Annotated in this window: 1 protein-coding gene; it reads left to right on the top strand. The window is 62.3% G+C overall.

The window, feature by feature from the left end; genetic code table 11:
* The coding region (locus tag H7I41_RS20565; protein WP_264014470.1) for a cytosine permease at positions 1-453 on the top strand (453 nt) is incomplete at both ends.

Here is a 453-nt window from a genome sequence, read left to right as displayed (position 1 = left end):
GACATCGTACTGATCAAACTGTTCCCGAGCCTGGCCCCGTACGCGGTCGTCGCGGACTACGGGTTCGCCGGACTGTCGCTGCTCGGGTGGTGCAGCTTCCTGCTGCTGTGGGTGTTGCAGGCCTGCGTGTTCTGGCGCGGGATGGAATCGATCCGCAAGTTCATCGACTTCTGCGGTCCCGCCGTCTACGTCGTCATGTTCATCCTGTGCGGCTACCTCATCCACAAGGCCGGTTGGGGCGCCATCGATCTCAACCTCGGCTCGGTCACCTACACCGGGTGGTCGTCGGTCCCGGTGATGCTGGGCGCCATCGCGCTGGTTGTCTCCTATTTCTCCGGGCCGATGCTCAACTTCGGCGACTTCTCCCGCTACGGAAAGTCATTCGAAGCGGTCAAGAAGGGCAACTTCCTCGGCCTGCCGGTGAACTTCCTGCTGTTCTCGGTGCTGGTGGTC

Source organism: [Mycobacterium] manitobense, assembly GCF_025821665.1.
Lineage (GTDB): Bacteria > Actinomycetota > Actinomycetes > Mycobacteriales > Mycobacteriaceae > Mycobacterium > Mycobacterium arseniciresistens.
The sequence above is the reverse complement of the archived record's forward strand: the minus strand, read 5'-3'. Positions and strand labels throughout refer to the sequence as shown.